The sequence below is a fragment of the Streptomyces fulvoviolaceus genome, assembly GCF_000718165.1.
Lineage (GTDB): Bacteria > Actinomycetota > Actinomycetes > Streptomycetales > Streptomycetaceae > Streptomyces > Streptomyces fulvoviolaceus.
The window spans coordinates 90,568-105,281 of record NZ_JOEY01000010.1 but is presented as its reverse complement, the minus strand read 5'-3'; the positions used below and the strand labels follow the sequence as shown (position 1 = coordinate 105,281).

The window sequence follows — 14,714 nt, the reverse complement described above, 5'->3', positions numbered from 1 at the left end:
GGCCGCACCCCTTCCCCGGGGGTGCGGCCCTGGCGCGTTGTCTAGCCGAAACTCACGTCGAGGCTGCCGTCCGAGGCGAAGGACCAGCTCAGACCGCCGCTGTACGACGAGCACCGCGACCCGTTCGTCCCCGACCAGAACTGGTTCGAGCTGTCGGAGTCGCCGATGATCCGGTCGTTCGTGCCACTGCTGCTCCGGCACGAGGTGTTGTCGCGGAACACCGAGGTCCCGCCGTCGAAGTTGAAGTTGCGCTCGGTGTTGTCGATGCTGACGTTGCCGGACACCGCCATCGTGCCGGGGTTGCTGTTCCAGGTGAACCCGTGCTTGCCGTTCTGGTAGGCGATGCTGTTGCGCACGATGTGGTTCACCGCGATGTCGTCGCCGCCGAGCTTGTAGCCGTTGCGGTCGCCGTTGCCGGCCTGGGAGCCGTCGCTGAGGGTGCCGTTCTCGTAGGACAGGGAGTTCTCGATGGTCACCGGGCCGATCGCGCCCGTGTCCGTCTTGGTGTAGAGGTCCCAGCCGTCGTCGATGTTGTTGTGGGAGACGGCGTACCGGAAGACGTTGCCGGTGCCGGTGGTGAGCTTCGCGGCGAAGCCGTCGGCGTCCTCGCCGTCGGAGTCGGCGTTGTCGTGCGACTCGGCGCTCAGGATCAGGTTGTTGGCGGGCCACTCGGCGGTGGGAGTACTGGAGGAGATCCGGCCGAGCTGCAGCCCCGAGTCACGGTTGAAGCGGGTCACCGTGGACTCGATGACGTTGTTGCTGCCGCCGACGTAGATGCCGTTGTCCCCGGCGCGCTCGACGACGAGGCCGTCGACGTGCCAGTAGGACGCGTTGAGCTGGAGCCCGCGGTTCGACGAACTCTCGCTCTGGGCCGAGAAGTTGAGCACCGGCGTCTCACCCGGATAGGCGGCCAGGGTGGTGCGGGCGCTCGACGTGCCGTTGCTGCCGGCGGGGATGGTGACCGTCGAGGAGTAGGCGTACGTCCCACCTCGCAGGTAGATCGTGCCGCCGGACGTGACGCGGCTGATCGCCGAGGTGAGGGTGGTCGGGGCGCTCGACGTGCCGGCCGCGCTGTCGGTGCCGCTGGGCGAGACGTAGATCGCGCCGGCCTCGGGCGTCGTGGTGTCGCCGGTCGTCGTCACGTCGAGACAGTCGATGTTGGGCAGGCCGTTGGCGCTGGTGGGGTTGAACCGGATGGTGTTGCTGCCCGCGTTCACCGGCACGGTGAGCGTCTTCGTCGTCCAGCCGGTCCAGGCGCCGGTGGACTCGAACGACGCCGCGGTGGCCGTCGTACCGTTCACCACGACGTTCGCGGCCCGGGCCGTGGTGGTCCCGTTGGCGAAGCGGACGGCCAGGGTCGCCGTGCCCGCCGCGGGTGCCGTCACGGTGAACTGGGCATACCCGCTCGTGGCGTTGGTGCCGTTGCAGAACCCGGTGCCGGAGTAGCCGGCGTACTCGGACTCGATGGCGCCGGTGCACACCGCCGGCGAGGTCTCGGCCTCGTAGCGGGCCGTCGCTGCCTGTGCCGTGGGGCCGGACAGCGCGACTAGGACGCCGGCCACGAGGGCGGCGGACGCGATGACTGGTCTCAGGTGCATCGTTCGTCTCCATGTGGGTCGGTTCGTGTGACCTGGGGCGCGGTGAAGGCGGTGCGCACGCATGGCTGTGCGGCTGCTGATGCGGCAGCATGGAGTGTTCGAGAGCGTGAACGGAACGCGCGGGCGGGGCACCACATTCAGGGCGTCAAAGCACTTCCTCCGGGAAGGTAAGCGCTTGCCATGGTCGCGTCAATGGTTGTGTATGTGATCCGTGTTCATGGACGCGAATTTATGACCCGTCGCCGGAACGGCGTTCCTCGGCCGTGATGAGCGCGCCGGCGGTGAGACGGAGCGCGGGGTCGGCCGCGGCCGACATCAGCCGTGCGGCCGCGGCCGTCCCGGTTCCGGGCGGGACGACCAGCAGGTCCCGGCGCCCGATGCCGTAGGCGAAGATCCGGATGGCGTGCGGGTCCAGTCCGGACTCGCGCCACGCGGCCCGCACCGTGTGACCGTGGACGGGCAGGGCACTCAGCTCCTGCGACCAGGTGTCGCGATGCGCGGCGATACGCGTCACCCGCCCCCAGGACGCGTCGAACGCGCCGAGGAGAGCGGGCAGTTCGGCCCTCAGGTCGTCGGAACGCGGCCACCAGGCGCCGGCCACGAGGCCGGGCGGGAAGGTCGGCGGGCGCAGCGCGAGCCGGGCGGGCAGCACAGCCGCATCGGGGTGATCCCGCTCGGGCCAGGCGCGTTCACCGGTGGGCGCGTCCATGTCGCGGTCCCTGTCCCCGGGCCGCCGTACGACGGACCGGTGCCGTGGTACGCCGGAAACGACACCGGCGAAGAGCCGGCATACGAGGAACTCCCGGTGGCTCCACGCTACTCCGCACCGCCGGTTCCGGACCGGTCCACGGGGGCCGCTCCGGTACGCGCACGGTCGGCGGGGTTTTCACTTGGGCAAACCGCACCTACTCTTGCGGTGTTCGGACATGCCCAGGATTCCGCAGGACCGCACACGCTGTGGCAGCCCATGGGCTGCCCACGCCCCGTGACCCCGGGCAAGCACCGATTCTCAGCCACAGCCGGGCAGTTGGCCGTAGCCCCGCCCGCCCCGGCCGGCCCTTGTGCACCCCAGTGCACTCCCCTTCACCTCCCCTCGTCGCGAGACCGGCCCGGTGGCCTCCTGCATGCCGTCGCCGGTCCGACGAGGGGCACCCGGCTCTCGATCGCGCGCCCGCCCGGGGGGAACGGCGGCGCGAGGGAGCCTCGGACGGCCGCCGTCAGTACAGGGCAACCGACGGCGGCCGTCGGAACGTACGACCTACCCGGCGCCTGTGCGACCGGGCGTACGCTGAAGACACCGGGAGCTCTTCGTGCGCCGGCTGCCACGCCGGTGCCGTTCCCGGCGATCCACGACACCGGGCCGGCCCCGTCCGCGCCCGGGGCAGGACTCGCCTCATGGTCGTGTACGTGCCGGACGACGCACCCAGGCGTCGCCAGAGCCCGTCGCCGATGGCAGGGGAATGCCTCCGTCCGCTGAACCGGCGGCAGCTCGAGGACCGGTGGGGGGAACTCGGCGATCTGTACATACGCACCACCGGCCATGAGCCGGCGGCGTGGGACCAGGACCGTTCCGAGTTCCTGCGGCGACTCGCGGGCGACATGCGGCGTCCGGGGTTCGCCCTGCTGGCCGCGGAGGCCGTCGTGCCGCCCGGGACCACCGTCCTGTCGGGATGCGCCTACGGCTTCCCCGTGCGCGGCGAGGGTCCCTGGTGGCACGGCCTCGACGACTGTCTCCCGAGCAGCCTGCTCCGCGCCGCCGCGGCCGGAGAGCTCTTCGCGATCTCCGAGATCGTCGTCGAACGCCGGGTGCGCACCCACGACCAGGACCGCGACTGGAACCTCGCCCGGCGCCTGCAGAGGCGGCTGCTCGCCGACCACGCCGCGACGCTGGGCGTGATGCTGGTGGAACGCCACGACGTCGAGACCCTCGACGCGCTGTGGTCCTGGGGATGGCGGTACGCACCGGTGGACGCCCGGGGAGCACTCCTGGCCGCCCCCTGCCGGGTCCTGATCCTGCGCTGACACCAACACGACCGCACGGCACACGACACACGGCGGCCCAGCCGGGAAACGCGCTCACACCGGCGTTCCCACACGACCACACCCCACGGCACAAACCCTCCCCCCACCGCCAACCACCGCGCGTGCATCGCCGACCGCGCACCGACCCGACCCGAAAGCGCGCCCACACCGGCACCCCGCACGACCGCACGCCCCATGGCGCAAAGCCTCCGTCCGCCCCCGCGGCCAACCGCCGGGTGTGCTTCGCTGGCTGCGCGACGGCCCGGCCGGGGGGTGCGGGGGCGCCGGGGACGCATGTGACCGATGATCCCGAGGCACGCAGGGAAGGGACGCGCGGATGCCCATGTCATGGGCCGGCCGGACCGGAGTGAGGATCACCGGGTGGACGGGAGAACGGCTCCTCGCAGCCGCCTCCCGGCTGACCGCCCCGCTGACCAGCCCGTCGACCCCCGACGACTACCTCGGCCTGCTCGACCCGCTCCTCTCCGCCCGGCATCCCGCCGGCCGGGTCACCGCCGTGCGGGCGGAGGGGCCCGCCGCGGCCACGCTGGAGATCCGGCCGGGGCGCGGCTGGGCGCGGCACCGGGCCGGGCAGTATCTGCCGGTGGGCGTCGAGATCGACGGCGTACGGCACTGGCGTACGTACTCGATCACCTCACCGCCCGATGCCGCCGGCGCCCCGATCACCATCACGGTGAAGGCAGACCCACGCGGTCGGGTCTCCCCGCACCTCGTGCACCGGACCGCACCCGGCACGGTCCTCCGGCTCGGCCCGCCCCAAGGGGAGTTCACGCTCCCCGAACCCCCGCCCACCCGGCTGCTGTTCGTGACGGCGGGCAGCGGCATCACCCCGGTCATGGGCATCCTGCGCACCCTCGCCCGCCGAAGCCCACCAGCCCCGGACGTCGTACTCCTGCACAGCGCCCCCGATCCGCACCAGTGCCTCTTCCACGCCGAACTCGCTGATCTCGCCGCCCGGTTGCCAGGGCTGCGGCTCCAACTGACGTACACACGCACGGACGGCAGGCTCACCCCCGACCGGATCGCCGGGCTCTGTCCCGACTGGCGGCAACGCGACGCCTGGGTGTGCGGTCCGGCAGGACTGCTCACCGCGGTCGAGGGGTACTGGACCGCGGCCGGTCTGCGACACCGCCTCCGTATGGAGCGCTTCCGGCTGACGCCCGTCAGGCCGGCGGGCGCGGAGGACACCGGCGGCCGCGTGCGCTTCGCGCGTACCGGCACCGAGACCGACGTACCCGCGTCGGCCACGCTGCTGGGGAGCGGCGAGACGGCGGGCGTGGTGATGCCGTACGGCTGCCGCATGGGCATCTGCCACGGCTGTCTCGTCCCGCTCCTGGACGGGCAGGTCCGCGACCTGCGGACCGGTGAAGTGCACGGAGAACCGGGCGAGTTGATCCAGACCTGCGTCAACGGAGCCACAGGTCCGCTCGTCCTCGACCTCTAGGACCTCCCAGGGAGGCCCCCATGGCCACAGCAGTAACTGCCGTACCCGACAAGCAAGTCGACCTGACCGAGGAACTGGGCCGCGAACTCGACCGCATCCGGTCCGAGGTCGTCGCGGCGCGCGGGGCGGACGACGCCCGCTACATCCGCACGGTGATCACCGTCCAGCGTGGGCTGGAGACCGGCGGCCGGCTCGCCCTCGCCGTGTCCGTCCTGCCGCCCGCCTGGCTCGCGGGCACCGCGATGCTGACCACCGCCAAAATCCTGGAGAACATGGAGCTGGGCCACAACATCCTGCACGGCCAGTGGGACTGGATGGGCGACCCGGCGATCCACTCGACGACCTGGGAGTGGGACTTCCTCTCCCCCGCCGACGCCTGGAAGCGCACCCACAACCACCTGCACCACACGTACACCAACGTCGTCGGACGCGACCGCGACCTCGGCTACACGATCCTGCGGATGAGCCCCGAGCAGCCCTGGTACCCGGTCCACCTCCTCCAGCCGCTGTACAACGCGCTGCTCGCGCCCGTCTTCGAGTGGGGCATCGCCGCGTACGACCTGGAGGCGGACACCGTGGCCGCCGGGCGCAAGAGTGTGCGGTCCTTCCTCGGCGACCTGGCGGGCCTGGCCCGCAAGACGGTCCGCCAGCTGGCCAAGGACTACGTCCTCTTCCCGCTCCTCGCGGGCCCCTCCGCCGTGCCCTGCCTCCTCGGCAACCTCACCGCGAACGCCCTGCGCAACGTCTGGGCACACACCATCATCTTCTGCGGCCACTTCCCCGGCGACGTGCAGACCTTCTCCGAGGAGCAGATCGACGGCGAGACCCGAGGCCAGTGGTACCTACGCCAGATCCAGGGCTCGGCGAACATCGAGGGCAGCCCCCTCTTCCACGTCCTCACCGGCAACCTCAGCCACCAGATCGAGCACCACGTCTTCCCCGACCTCCCCAGCAACCGCTACGCCGAGGTCGCCCCCCAGGTCCGCGAGCTCTGCGCCCGGCACGGACTGCCGTACGTCACCGGACCGCTCCACCAGCAGTACGCGTCGATGTGGGGACGGGTGCTGCGGCACGCCCTGCCGTAGACGTCCGCAGGAGTACGGTGGAGGACGACGGGTCCGCCCGTCCTTCCCCACAGGGGCAGCCCGTGACCCCGGCCGCGCCATCCGCATCCAGGCCGAGGAGTCACGTATGCCGCTCAGTCCCACCTCGTCCGCGACGGTCGCACCGCCGGACACCCTCCCGAAACCCGAGACCTACGACGGCACGTCCCCCTTCCCGTCGGACGACGCGGCACCCGAGCGCGACGGCGGTGAGCGGCTGTACGTCGCGATCACGGCGGTGATCGTCGTCCTGCCGTTCGTGGCGATCGGCCTGGCCGGCTGGCTGCTGTGGGGCCGGCTGATCCACCCCGCGGACATCGTCCTCGCGCTCGTCCTCTACACCGTCACCGGCCTGGGCGTCACGGTCGGCTTCCACCGCGGCCTCACCCACAGCGGCTACCGGGCCGTCCGCCCCGTGCGCATCGCGCTCGCGGTGGCCGGTTCGATGAGCTTCCAGGGCGATGTCATCGGCTGGGTGGCCACGCACCGCCGCCACCACGCCTTCACCGACCGGCCCGGCGACCCGCACTCGCCGTACCGCTACGGCACGCACCTGCGCGGCCAGTTGCGCGGACTGCTGCACGCGCACGTCGGCTGGCTGTTCCGCAACGACCGCACGCCGCCCGAGCGTTACGCCCCCGACCTCCTCGCCGACCGCGACATCCGTGCCGTCAACCGCGCCTTCCCGGCGCTGTGCGTCCTCACGCTCGCCCTTCCGTTCGGGCTGGGCTGGGCCATCGGCGGCTCCTGGCTGTACGGCGTGACCGCCCTGGTGTGGGCGGGACTTGTCCGCATAGCGCTGCTGCACCATGTGACCTGGAGCGTGAACTCCCTCTGCCACATGATCGGTGAGCGCCCCTTCCGCACCCGGCGCCACGACCGCGCCACCAATCTCTGGCCGCTCGCCCTGCTCTCGTTCGGCGAGAGCTGGCACAACCTCCACCACGCCGACCCCACCAGCGCCCGCCACGGCGTCGACCGCGGCCAGATCGATCCCTCCGCCGCCGTCATCCGCCTCCTCGAACGCGCCGGCTGGGTGTACGACGTGCGCTGGCCGACCGCGGAACGGGTAGCCGCCCGCCGCACCTGAGCGACACAGCCCGAGGAGCCCTCATGGCCATCGCCCTGCACCCCCCGCTTCCCTCCCACCCCGTCCTCCGACTGCGGCTCGCACCCCGCAACGGCATGCCCCTGCCCATCGACGGAGTGTGGTGGCCGCGTTCCTACGACCTCCTCACCGAACTCCCCGGGCTGCTGGCCGGGTTGCCGCGCACGTGGGGCCACATCACCAACGTGACGGTCAGCGGGACGGCGTGGTCCGCGACGCCCGGCCGGATGCTGGTCGCCAACCAGGTCGTACAGCTGCACAGGTCCCTGTCGACATCCGGCCCGCACACCATCGTCCTGCTCGCGCCCGGCCGGGGGCGCTGGGACCTGTTGATCATTCCGCCCGATACGACGGCGGAGGCCGCGGAACCGCTCATGGCGGCCGCGACGGGCGGTCACGGGTGAGTCACATCCCCACAGCGCTCCGCCGATGCCGGCCGGTCGACGAGCCGTCCCCGTCTTCCCCGGCCGCTGTCATCAGCGCGCTCGCGGTCATCGGCACGCCGGTGTTCTCACTCGCGGCGGCCATCAGCCGGGCGGCCGCGGGGGTGTCGGTCTCCGGAGGGATCACCAGGAGGTCCCAGCGGCCCGCGGTGTAGGACAACAGCGTGATCTGGTGCGGATCGAGCTCCGAGGCGAACCAACCGACCTTCACCACATGGCCGTTGACGTAGAACCTGGGCGGAAGGATCGGCCAGTTGCGGGGGTTGACCGCGATCCGGGTGATCCGTCCCCACAGCGGATCCAGCACGTCCGCCAGGGCGGTGAGTTCGCTCGTCAGGTCACGTGAACGGGGCCACCAGGCGCCGTCCAGCCCGACGGCCCCCGCGGAAGGGCTCACGGACCTCAGCGCGAGGCGCGCGGTGGGAACCCTGAAGGGAACGGCCCGCAGCGGGAGTTGAGGGATGGTGGTCGCGGACATCGCGCGAACCTGTCTCCGGACCCCTGCGCGCAGGCAGTCGCCCGGTGTCGTCACTCTCCGGGAACGACACCGGCATCGGGGCCGATGCGCGAAATACTCCCGATGGGTCAACGCTACTCTCCGAAGAGGCCGGACGGACCGTTCCCGGACGCCGACTCACTTCCGTCGGCGGCCGTCCTGAGCGGACGAGCTGCTCTCCAGCCAGGACCGGGCCGGTTCCGCCGCACGGTCGGTGTCCACGGTGAGCTGGAGGCGGGTTCCCCCGTCGGCGCCCGCGGGATAGCTGCGTTGCTCGGTGGCGGCGAAGCAGTGGCGGAGAACCTCCGCGACCCGGCGGGCAATCTCGGGGGAGGCGGCGACGATCCGCACCTCGGCGTGCCCGTCCGAGGGTGTGTGCGCTGGCTGCATGGCGACCTCGGCGTTCGGTGTCCCGGTGGGAGACACACCGGATCTTCACTCTACGCCGTCGGCCGGGGAGGGCCGTGAAACGGCCGGGGCTTCCGCGGTCAGCCGCGTGGGTCCTCGCTCGGGGCCGGTGCCGGTGCCGGTGCCGGTGCCGGGATGGCCGCGGTGTCGAAGTCGCCCTCGATGATCCGCGCCGCGAGCTCCGACAGGCGCAGGTGACGGGCGCGGGCGTAGGACCGGAACACGGCGAAGGCCTCGTCGACGGAGGTGTTCCAGCGCTCCGCCAGGACGCCCTTGACCTGCTCGACCAGGATGCGGCTGGTCAGCGCGTTCTCCAGCTGGCTGTTCTCGACGTGCGACTGCTCCAGCGTGCGCTGCTGCAGGATCGCGATGGTGGCCACGTCGGCCAGTGCCTGGGCTAGCGCGATGTCCCCGTCACCGAGGCGCCGCGGGGTGGTCTGGAAGAGGTTGAGCGCACCGACGACGCGGTTGCGCAGGCGCAGCGGAATAGCGTGTGTCATCACGTACCCCGTCTCGCGGGCCCGCGCCGCGAAGCGCGGCCAGCCGTCGGTCGCCTCCGCCCCGGTCAGGTCTATGTTCGCCCGGGCGGCGCCGGAGCGGTAGCACTCGACGCACGGGCCCTGGTCGTGCTGGAGCGCGAAGAGTTCCAGCAGGCGGGCGTGCTCGTCCGAGGCGGCGATGATCTGCAGTTCACCCTGCGCGTCGGCGAGCAGGATCCCGGCCGCCGACACGTCGAGCAGCTCGAGGCAGCGCGCGGACAGCCGGTGCAGCAGGTCGATGACATCGAAATCCTCGACGAGGGAGTCAGCGACCTCCACGAAGATCTCGGCCAGACGTCGTTCGCGGGCCATGCCGATCATCCCTTTCCACCGTCGGGCGACTTCGGCCCGCTTCCATCGTCGTCGAGATCGTGGTCGAAGTTGAAGTCGTCGTTGAAGTCGTCGTTGAAGTCGTCGTTGAAACGGAGTCTGCGGGCGACCACATCGGCCGCGACCTCTCCGAGGGGGCGCTCAGTGCCGTAGGCATGGGCACGCAGACGCAACAGGGCCTCCTCCATGGACACGCTGAGCTGGACGCTGACCATTCCCGTGGCCTGGTGCACGGCCGCCCTGCGCAGCCCCGACGGCGGCTCCAGGAACATGCCGAACCCGCGAACACGCCCGTCGCCGCGCGGGTCCCCGTTCAGAAACGCGCCGGTCAGAGCGGACGTCAGGGCGGTGACGTCCGTGTACTGCTGCGCGCTCAACCGCCGGTCCCCGTCGCACAGCACGGTCAGTACGGCGAGCCGGATGGCCCCGATACCGATCGGGAAGCAGCACACCCCCGTCACGCCCAGCTCCCGCGCGGCCGGCAGCAGCGCGGGCCACCGCCCGGCACGCACCCGGCCCAGATCCGGCTCCACGACGGGCGAACCGCTGCGGACCGCGTCCGGGCCCGGGCCCTCGCCCAGCGTGAACTGCAGTTCGTCGAACCGTGCGCTCAGCTCGGGGTAGCACCACAGCAGCTCGGCCGTCCGGTCGGCGCCGACCAGCAGGGACAGCGCGAGCCCCTCGGCACCCAGCGCCCCCGCACAGGCCTGCGCCGGGTCACCCGCGCCGCCCAGGCGCAGCGACCGCAGGACCTCGGCCATGCCGTCGCTGATCACGTGGCCCAGTCTGCCACCGCTCGGTCCGCGGGCACGTCGTACCAGGCGTCCCGCGTGGTCGCGTACCGCGGGAAACCCTCCAGCAGACCGGCGGCCCGGAACACGAGACCCGTTCCCGGGCGGGTGTGGACGACGCGCACCCACCCGCCCCGCTCATGGCAGTCGTGCCACGCCGCGCACAACGGGTCCAGGACACTGCCGTCCATGAACGTCGCGCCACGCAGGTCGACGATCAGGAACACCTTGCCGGTGCCGTGCCGGGCGTTCTCCAGGTCACGCGCGAAGGCCGCCGCGGTCGTCACGTCCAGTTCGCCGCCGACCCGGAGCACACGGCATTCGTCGAACAACTCGGGATACGGGCCCATACGTGCCCATCTCCTATGTCGGTGAGTTGGCTTTCGCCTTGCGCAGGGCCTCTGTTGCGCGGAGCGGTACGACACGGAGAGGGCCGGGGGCACGGGCGGCCGTACGACGAGCGTACTGCCGTGGACGCGGGCATGTGCCCGCAACAAGGGCATCCGGACACGGGAAGTACCTTGGGCGACGTGAGCAACTCCCTGTTCGTCAAGATCTGCGGTCTGAAGACCGAGCGGGACGTCGACACGGCCGTCGAGGCCGGCGCCGACGCCGTCGGGTTCGTCTTCTCCGAGAGCCCGCGCCGCATCGACGCCGGCACGGCCGCCCGGCTGTGCCGCCGCGTCCCGGACAACGTCCTGACAGTCGGCGTCTTCCGCGCCGAACCCCTGGACGACGTGCGGTCACTGGCCGCCGACTCCGGAATCCGTGCCGTACAGCTGCACGGGCCGGAGGACCGCGGCTACTACGACGAGCTCGCGGCGGCCGGCGACTGGACGCTGATCCGCGCCGCGGCGTTCGGCGACTCGGTGCCGCGCTGCGGGGAGCTGGGCGAGGACATGCTCCTGATCGACGCCCCCGTGCCGGGCTCCGGCGTCGCCTGGGACTGGACCAGCAGGCCACCGGTCGGATCCGGGGAGAAGTGGCTGCTCGCCGGCGGCCTCACCCCGGACAACGTGCGGGACGCCGTCGACGCCGCGCGCCCCTGGGGCGTCGACGTGTCCAGCGGCGTGGAGCGCAGCCGGGGCGTCAAGGACCCCGCCCTGATCAGCGCGTTCGTCAAGGCCGCGCGCGATCTGCCGCTCGGTCGGTGGTGACCCCCGCCCGCGCCGGCGCCCGGGCTCAGTCGGCGTCCGAGGAGTCCGGCTTCTCCTGCGCGGCGCGGCGGTACTCGGCGTTGAGGCGCTGCGCCTCCTCCAGCTGGTCCTCGAGGATCACGATGCGGCAGGCGGCCTCGATCGGGGTGCCCTGGTCGACGAGCTCGCGGGCGCGCGCGGCGATCCGCAGCTGGTAGCGGGAGTAGCGGCGGTGCCCGCCCTCCGAGCGGAGCGGAGTGATCAGCCGGGCCTCGCCGAGGGCCCGGAGGAAAGCGGGGGTGGTGCCGAGCATCTCGGCGGCCCGGCCCATCGTGTACGCGGGGTAGTCGTCGTCGTCCAGACGATGGCTGAGCGGATTGTCTGCTGTCATGTCACCTCGTTGAGCAACGCGTCGAGAGAAATTCAACACCATCGCGCGAGGCGTGAGACGCGGCGAGGGCCCCGCCGACAGACGTCAGCAGGGCCCTCAGGGCTGTGCGGTACGGCTTGTGCCCGTCCTCACTCGTTCAGAGGTTCGCTCCGGCCGAGCAGGTCCGAGGCGGTCTGGAGCGGGGTGAGCGCGCTCACCACGGGCGCGACCTCGGGGTGCTCGTGGCAGGTGAAGCCGAGACGGGTCATGGCCCGGACGACCTCGCCGCTGGTGAAGTCACGACGGTCCTGGCGTGTGACGACCTCGCCCACCTGCTTGACCGGGTAGCGGCGGCGGCCGATGGTCACGGACTCACCCGTGATCAGCTCGGGCGTGACGCCCTTCATCGAGTCAAGCACCCCGTTCTTCGTCAGATCGAACGGGTAGCGGGCGATGACACAGCGCATGATGCCTCACAGAGGGTAGGGGGACGGGCCTCAGGCGGATCCGGTCCGGTGACGTGGAGCTGGTGCGGAGAGCGGCGGTCTGGGCTCGACGGCCGACGTCACAGACCTGCGGTCCGGACCCGTCCGTGTCCTCGACCATCCTCGCGCGGGCGGGATCCCCCTGGTGCCGCTGCGTCCGGATTGTTGTCAAAGTGCCTCCTGCGGAAAACTCAGGCGGCAGAGTCGAAGGCGGACCTCCGTCGCGCGGTACTACGCCGCGCGGCCTCCCCGGTGGGCCGTCCCTGTCCGCTACGGCCGCGGCGGCCGCGGGACGAGGAGGACGACGACGAGGACGCGCCGCGGCGGGGACGCTCCGTCACCGGCACGGTGATGACGACCGGGACACCGGAAGGAGTCCGGGCACCCGTGATGCGGCTCAACTCCTCCTCGCCCGAACGCACTTGGGTGACCTGCGGAGTGATGCCGGCGGACGCCGTCAGCCGGGTCATCTCCCGGCGCTGACCGGGAGTCACGAGGGTGACGACGCTGCCGGACTCGCCGGCCCGGGCGGTACGGCCGCCGCGGTGCAGGTAGTCCTTGGGGTCGCTCGGCGGATCGACGTTGACGACGAGGTCGAGGTTGTCGACGTGGATGCCGCGCGCCGCCACGTTGGTGGCGATCAGGGCGGTGACGTGACCGTCCTTGAACTGGGCCAGGGTCCGCGTGCGCTGCGGCTGGGACTTGCCGCCGTGCAGGGCGGCGGCGCGGACGCCGTTGCTGAGGAGGTGCTTGGTCAGCCGGTCCACCGCGTGCTTGGTGTCCAGGAACATGATCACCCGGCCGTCCCGCGCCGCGATCTCGGTGGCCGTCCGCTGCTTGTCGGTGTCGTGCACGTGGAGGACGTGGTGCTCCATCGTGGTGACCGTGGCGGCGGAGGGGTCGACCGAGTGGACCACGGGGTCGTGCAGGTAGGTGCGCACCAGGCGGTCGACGTTGCGGTCCAGGGTCGCCGAGAACAGCATCCGCTGGCCGCCGGTCTTCACCTGGTCGAGCAGGGCCGTGACCTGCGGCATGAAGCCCATGTCGGCCATCTGGTCGGCCTCGTCGAGGACGGTGATGGCAACGTCGTCCAGCCGGCAGTCGCCGCGGTCGATGAGGTCCTTGAGCCGCCCGGGCGTCGCGACGACGACCTCGGAGCCGCCCCGCAGCGCACCGGCCTGGCGGCCGATCGACATCCCGCCGACCACGGTGGCCAGGCGCAGGCCCACGGAGCGGGCGTACGGGGTGAGCGCGTCGGTGACCTGCTGGGCCAGTTCCCGGGTGGGCACGAGGACGAGCGCCAGCGGCCGCCGCGGCTCGGCGCGCAGGCCTGCCGTGCGAGCCAGCAGGGCGAGCCCGAAGGCGAGCGTCTTGCCCGAGCCCGTACGGCCACGGCCGAGGACGTCACGACCGGCGAGGGAGTTCGGCAGGGTCGCCCCCTGGATCGGGAACGGCACGGTCACACCCTCGGCGCCGAGAGCGGCCAACAGCCGCGCCGGCAGGGCGAGATCGGCGAACGCCTCCACGGCGGGCAGCCCGGGCGTGATGGTCTTCGGCAGGGCGAACTCGCCCTGGAGAGCGGCCGGCCGCCTACCGGAACCCTTACGGGTGGGGCGGGCGGCGTAGCTGGTGCGAGAGGTACGGGTATTGCGGGCGCGGTTCAAGTGGAACCTTCCTTGATGCGGCACGTATCAAGGGATTTCCGCAGCAAAACGAACGGCGCAGAGAATCGCGAGAACGAACCGAAGACAACGGGAAAAAATATCCCCGGAAAACACAGCGAGCTGGGGCCCGCACCCCAAGGTGCGGGCCCCAGCTGCGAAGTAAGCGTCAGTGGCAGAGCCAGTGAGCCAGCGATCAGGCGGGAACGATGTTCTCGGCCGTCGGGCCCTTCTGGCCCTGAGCGATGTCGAAGGACACCTTCTGGCCCTCCTGCAGCTCACGGAAGCCCTGGGTGGCGATGTTCGAGTAGTGGGCGAAGACGTCCGGGCCGCCGCCGTCCTGCTCGATGAAGCCGAAGCCCTTTTCCGCGTTGAACCACTTCACGGTGCCAGTAGCCATTTTGTTTCTCCTTCAGGAACGGTGTTCGGAGCACGCCTTGTGCGGACTCCGGTCGCCGTGATGATCTGCCCGTCGGAAAAACCTTCTGGCAACCACAACTGCAACTGACACCGACAGTAACATGGCGCGATCGCCCGGCGACAGCGACGTATTTCACGTGGCCCTTTCGCTCGAGAAATAGTCGTCGCGCGCCTCGGTAAATTCTCCCCTCGCCACTACAGATATTGCTCCCCCCGGGCCGCAGCCCGGTGCGGTCGGCCAGGTGACGACCCCGCCAACTACCGCCGGGAAGCGGAGAGATGGGACAGAAGGACGCCCACGACGCCCTGCCCCGCGGCCTCTCCACGCCTCCTCAGCCG

Annotated in this window: 17 protein-coding genes; 6 read left to right on the top strand and 11 right to left on the bottom strand. The window is 71.3% G+C overall.

Annotated features, from left to right (window positions below; genetic code table 11):
* Window positions 1-41 precede the first annotated feature (41 nt).
* Window positions 42-1,598 carry a right-handed parallel beta-helix repeat-containing protein gene (locus IG08_RS0112660; protein WP_030600183.1) on the bottom strand — a complete coding sequence of 519 codons (1,557 nt, stop codon included), beginning with the start codon at window positions 1,596-1,598 and terminating at the stop codon, window positions 42-44.
* 229 nt (window positions 1,599-1,827) lie between these two features.
* Window positions 1,828-2,307, bottom strand: coding sequence for a DUF5994 family protein (locus IG08_RS0112655; protein WP_052424645.1), 480 nt, complete (start codon window positions 2,305-2,307; stop codon window positions 1,828-1,830).
* Window positions 2,308-2,993: 686 nt separating this feature from the next.
* On the opposite strand from IG08_RS0112655, the gene IG08_RS0112650 reads away from it, so the two are divergent.
* The 5 genes from IG08_RS0112650 to IG08_RS0112630 all read left to right on the top strand — a co-directional run bounded on the left by IG08_RS0112650 (window position 2,994) and on the right by IG08_RS0112630 (window position 7,700).
* Window positions 2,994-3,620 carry a hypothetical protein gene (locus tag IG08_RS0112650; protein WP_199820855.1) on the top strand — a complete coding sequence of 209 codons (627 nt, stop codon included), beginning with the start codon at window positions 2,994-2,996 and terminating at the stop codon, window positions 3,618-3,620.
* 337 nt (window positions 3,621-3,957) lie between these two features.
* Entirely contained in the window at window positions 3,958-5,085 is a 1,128-nt protein-coding gene (locus tag IG08_RS0112645) for a ferredoxin reductase (protein ID WP_078655570.1), read from the top strand.
* Window positions 5,086-5,105: 20 nt separating this feature from the next.
* Window positions 5,106-6,170, top strand: a complete 1,065-nt coding sequence (locus IG08_RS0112640; protein ID WP_052424644.1) for a fatty acid desaturase family protein — start codon at window positions 5,106-5,108, stop codon at window positions 6,168-6,170.
* A 106-nt stretch (window positions 6,171-6,276) separates the two neighbouring features.
* Complete coding sequence (locus tag IG08_RS0112635; protein WP_030600173.1) at window positions 6,277-7,278, top strand: acyl-CoA desaturase; 1,002 nt, start codon at window positions 6,277-6,279, stop codon at window positions 7,276-7,278.
* Between the two features lie 23 nt (window positions 7,279-7,301).
* The gene (locus tag IG08_RS0112630; RefSeq protein ID WP_030600171.1) at window positions 7,302-7,700 is read left to right on the top strand and encodes a DUF5994 family protein; all 399 of its coding nucleotides are present in this window, start codon (window positions 7,302-7,304) and stop codon (window positions 7,698-7,700) included.
* 1 nt (window position 7,701) lies between these two features.
* On the opposite strand, the gene IG08_RS0112625 is transcribed toward IG08_RS0112630, so the two are convergent.
* The 5 genes from IG08_RS0112625 to IG08_RS0112605 form a co-directional block, all read right to left on the bottom strand.
* Window positions 7,702-8,217: a DUF5994 family protein gene (locus tag IG08_RS0112625; protein ID WP_052424643.1), complete on the bottom strand. Its 516-nt coding sequence runs from the start codon at window positions 8,215-8,217 to the stop codon at window positions 7,702-7,704.
* A gap of 156 nt (window positions 8,218-8,373) precedes the next feature.
* Window positions 8,374-8,625 carry an ACT domain-containing protein gene (locus tag IG08_RS0112620; protein ID WP_030600167.1) on the bottom strand — a complete coding sequence of 84 codons (252 nt, stop codon included), beginning with the start codon at window positions 8,623-8,625 and terminating at the stop codon, window positions 8,374-8,376.
* Between the two features lie 98 nt (window positions 8,626-8,723).
* A complete protein-coding gene (locus IG08_RS0112615) occupies window positions 8,724-9,503 on the bottom strand; it encodes a GAF and ANTAR domain-containing protein (RefSeq protein WP_043454072.1) in 780 nt (259 codons plus the stop codon).
* Window positions 9,500-10,288, bottom strand: coding sequence for an ANTAR domain-containing protein (locus IG08_RS0112610; protein ID WP_030600163.1), 789 nt, complete (start codon window positions 10,286-10,288; stop codon window positions 9,500-9,502). The genes IG08_RS0112615 and IG08_RS0112610 overlap by 4 nt, the downstream gene beginning before the upstream one ends.
* Window positions 10,285-10,653, bottom strand: a complete 369-nt coding sequence (locus tag IG08_RS0112605; RefSeq protein WP_030600161.1) for an STAS domain-containing protein — start codon at window positions 10,651-10,653, stop codon at window positions 10,285-10,287. Before IG08_RS0112605 ends, IG08_RS0112610 begins: the two co-directional genes overlap by 4 nt.
* Before the next feature lie 132 nt (window positions 10,654-10,785).
* Between IG08_RS0112605 and IG08_RS0112600 the strand changes: the two genes are divergently transcribed.
* Complete coding sequence (locus tag IG08_RS0112600; RefSeq protein WP_052424655.1) at window positions 10,786-11,460, top strand: phosphoribosylanthranilate isomerase; 675 nt, start codon at window positions 10,786-10,788, stop codon at window positions 11,458-11,460.
* 25 nt (window positions 11,461-11,485) lie between these two features.
* Here IG08_RS0112600 and IG08_RS0112595 read toward each other — a convergent pair whose 3' ends face one another.
* The 4 genes from IG08_RS0112595 to IG08_RS0112580 all read right to left on the bottom strand — a co-directional run bounded on the left by IG08_RS0112595 (window position 11,486) and on the right by IG08_RS0112580 (window position 14,355).
* Window positions 11,486-11,830: a MerR family transcriptional regulator gene (locus tag IG08_RS0112595; RefSeq protein WP_030600157.1), complete on the bottom strand. Its 345-nt coding sequence runs from the start codon at window positions 11,828-11,830 to the stop codon at window positions 11,486-11,488.
* 128 nt (window positions 11,831-11,958) lie between these two features.
* Window positions 11,959-12,276 (bottom strand): SCO5918 family protein, encoded by a 318-nt coding sequence (locus IG08_RS0112590; RefSeq protein WP_030600155.1) that lies wholly within the window; start codon window positions 12,274-12,276, stop codon window positions 11,959-11,961.
* 209 nt (window positions 12,277-12,485) lie between these two features.
* Window positions 12,486-13,958, bottom strand: coding sequence for a DEAD/DEAH box helicase (locus IG08_RS0112585; RefSeq protein ID WP_030600153.1), 1,473 nt, complete (start codon window positions 13,956-13,958; stop codon window positions 12,486-12,488).
* Between the two features lie 193 nt (window positions 13,959-14,151).
* Window positions 14,152-14,355 (bottom strand): cold-shock protein, encoded by a 204-nt coding sequence (locus tag IG08_RS0112580; RefSeq protein WP_030600152.1) that lies wholly within the window; start codon window positions 14,353-14,355, stop codon window positions 14,152-14,154.
* Between the last annotated feature and the right edge of the window lie 359 nt (window positions 14,356-14,714).